The organism is Spirillospora sp. NPDC049652, assembly GCF_040675125.1.
Classification (GTDB): domain Bacteria; phylum Actinomycetota; class Actinomycetes; order Streptosporangiales; family Streptosporangiaceae; genus Spirillospora.
Genome location: NZ_JBFAOF010000911.1, coordinates 1 through 2859 on the forward strand (window position 1 = coordinate 1; position 2859 = coordinate 2859).

General features: G+C 75.7%; 3 protein-coding genes. 1 reads left to right on the forward strand and 2 read right to left on the reverse strand.

Going from position 1 to position 2859, the window contains the following annotated elements; translation table 11 throughout:
- A partial coding sequence (locus tag AB0J52_RS34745) for an ATP-dependent helicase C-terminal domain-containing protein (RefSeq protein ID WP_500187142.1) occupies positions 1-677 on the forward strand: 677 nt, incomplete at its 5' end.
- 43 nt (positions 678-720) lie between these two features.
- Here AB0J52_RS34745 and AB0J52_RS34750 read toward each other — a convergent pair.
- Together AB0J52_RS34750 and AB0J52_RS34755 are read right to left on the reverse strand one after the other, a co-directional pair.
- Positions 721-1998: an alpha/beta hydrolase gene (locus tag AB0J52_RS34750; protein ID WP_500187143.1), complete on the reverse strand. Its 1278-nt coding sequence runs from the start codon at positions 1996-1998 to the stop codon at positions 721-723.
- 150 nt (positions 1999-2148) lie between these two features.
- The gene (locus tag AB0J52_RS34755) at positions 2149-2802 is read right to left on the reverse strand and encodes a response regulator (RefSeq protein ID WP_500187144.1); all 654 of its coding nucleotides are present in this window, start codon (positions 2800-2802) and stop codon (positions 2149-2151) included.
- Positions 2803-2859 lie beyond the last annotated feature (57 nt).

The window sequence follows — 2859 nt, forward strand, 5'->3', positions numbered from 1 at the left end:
CGCCTCGATCGCGCCGAGCCGCTCGACCCGGCGCGCTCGAGCTGGCCGCGCGTCCGCTCCGCGATCCCGATCCGAAGCTCGTGCGCGGCGCGCTGCTGGACGGCCTGCGCGCGGAGGGCCCGGCGCTGCTCCGCTGGACCGACGCGGCGAACGCGCTGCGCGAGCGGCTCGCCTTCCTCCACCGCGAGCTGGGCGACCCCTGGCCCGCCGTGGACGACGCCGCGCTGACCGGGCATGCCGGGACGTGGATCGACGCGTCCCGGGCGCGCCGCCGCTCCGACCTGGCGAAGATCGACGTGGCCTCCGCGCTGCGCGGCCTGCTGCCCTGGGAGTGCGCCGCGCGGCTGGACGACTTCGCTCCCGAACGCGTCGAGGTGCCGTCCGGTTCGCGGGTGCGCGTGGACTACTCGGGGGAGCACCCGGTGCTCGCGGTCAAGCTGCAGGAGCTGTTCGGCTGGGAGGCCGCTCCCCGCATCGCGGGCGGCCGCGTCCCGCTCGTCGTGCACCTGCTGTCGCCCGCCGGGCGACCCGCCGCCGTGACGTCCGACCTGGCGTCGTTCTGGCGGGAGGGGTACCGGGCCGTCCGGGCGGAACTGCGCGGCCGCTACCCGCGCCATCCCTGGCCGGACGATCCGACGCGGGCGACCGCGACCCGCCGGGTCAATCCCCGCCGCTGAGAGGCCCCGCGCCGCGACCGTTCTCGCCGCGGGCCCGCGGGCTTCAGCGCGGGGGATCCGCCGAGGTGTAGGCGGGAAGCGGGAGACGCCGGCCGAGGAGGAAGGCTTCGAGGAGGCCGGTGTACGCGGCGGGCTGGTCGCCGGCGATGGCGTGGCCGGCGCCCCTGATCATGACGAGCGTCGAGTTCGGGAGGGTCCGGCGGTAGTCGTAGGTCGCCGTCCACTTCACGAAGTCGCATTCGCCGCGCATGATCAGCGCCGGTGTCCGGAGCCGCCGCAGCGCGGGACGCGGGTCCGGGACCCTGCGGAAGTCCTTGCTCGTGATCTGGTTGACGTAGAAGCCCTGCCGGTTCTGGTGCGGCGTCCTCGGCGTCGCGCCGGGGCACGAGGTGGTGTCCTTTCCGACCAGCGCCAGCTCGTGGAACCGCTCGTCCGCCTCGCGGTCGCCGAGCAGGGCGTGGGCGGCACGTGGGTTGACGCGCAGGAGGAGGACGGCGGCGAGCAGGCGCGGCGAGGACGTCAGCTCGTCGTAGCGCTTCTTCTGCGACGGTGTGAGCCGGCTCCACGGGTCGCCGTCGCCGTCCGGCAGGGCGGGCAGCCACAGGCCGCCGGGAGCGGTGAACACGACCTTGGCGACGTGCTCGGGATGAGCCGCGAGGTACTGCGCGGCGAGGGAGCCGCCCCAGGACTGCCCGACAACGATGATCTTGTCCGCGCCGAGGGCGGTGCGGATCGCGTCCAGGTCGGCGACGTGGCGTGCCACCGTGTAGCCGGTGACGTCGGACAGCCTGGTAGACCGCCCCGCGCCGAGCTGGTCGTAGGCGTACACGTCGAAGCCGTCGGCGGCGAGCGCGGCCCCCGCCACCGGGATCCCCTCGCCGGGCGTGCCGGGGCCGCCGTGGAGGAACACCACGGGCGTCGGCCTGGGCTTGCCGGAGGCCGGGGCGTGGACGTAGGCGATCCGGGAGCCGGTAGGCAGGTTCCAGAACCGGACGCCGGCGGGAGGCGCGGCGTTCGCCGGGACGGGACCGGGGTGGAAGACGGTGGCCGAGGCGACCGCGGCCATGGCGGCGGCGAGACCGGCGCTGAGGAGCAGGGCGGCTCCTCGCCTGCGGCGCACTCCGATCAGGGTGAACGCCGGGAGGCCGAGCAGGAGGCCGGCGCCGGCCACGACCAGCAGGCCGACGGCGGCGAGGAGCGGGATCTCGGCGGTGACGGCCGCGAGGCCGGCGAAACCGGCGACGCCCGCGAGCGGGGCCACCACCACGGCGGCGATGAGCAGGAGGACGCCGGAGGTCCGACGCAGGACGGTACGTGACATACGGGTCACGCTAGAAACGGGAAGAGCCCGAATCCCGGCACCTCAGAGCCAACTTCACGAGGCCGGAACCCCGCCGGACGGCGGGCCCCACCCCGCCGTCCGGCGGGGGCGAGCACTTCCGGAGCTACGTGACGCGGCGGGGCCGTCGCGTCAGCGGATGCCGGGACGGATGAGGCCGCTCTCGTACGCGAAGATCGTCGCCTGGACCCGGTCGCGGACGTCGAGCTTGCCGAGCACCGCCGCGACGTGGTCCTTCACCGTCGCCGGGCTGATGCCGAGCTCGGCGGCCACCTCCACGTTGGTCAGGCCGCGCGCCACCCGGCGGAGCACCTCCGTCTCGCGGGGGGTGAGCGCGGCGAGCCGTTCGGCCTCGGCCGGGCCGGGACCGCCGGCGAACCGGCCGATCAGCCGTCCGGTCACGGCCGGGTCGAGCAGCGCGTCGCCGCGCGCCGCGAGCCGCACCGCGTCGATCACCCGCTCCGGGTCGGCGTCCTTCAGCAGGAACCCCGCCGCGCCCGCGCGCAGGGCGGCGAACACGTACTCGTCCAGGTCGAACGTCGTCAGCACGACCACCCGGGTCGAGGGGACCTCGGCGGTGATCCGGGTGGTGGCGGCGAGCCCGCCCGCGCCGGGCATGCGGATGTCCATGAGCGCGACGTCGGGGCGGAGGGAGGCGGCGAGGGCCACGGCAGTCTCGCTGTCGCCCGCCTGGCCGACCACGGTCATGTCGGGTTCGGCGCCGACCATGGCCGCGATCCCCGCGCGCACCACGGCCTGGTCGTCGGCGACCACCACGCGGATCATGACGCCACCGTAACGGTCACGGACGGCCGGCCCGCACGCGTCGTCCCGGCCGGCCGG

Bases quoted from the DNA above. Each gene is read 5' to 3' on its own strand.
- AB0J52_RS34750 (WP_500187143.1), bottom strand. From the start codon at position 1,998: ATGTCACGTACCGTCCTGCGTCGGACCTCCGGCGTCCTCCTGCTCATC.
- AB0J52_RS34755 (WP_500187144.1), bottom strand. From the start codon at position 2,802: ATGATCCGCGTGGTGGTCGCCGACGACCAGGCCGTGGTGCGCGCGGGG.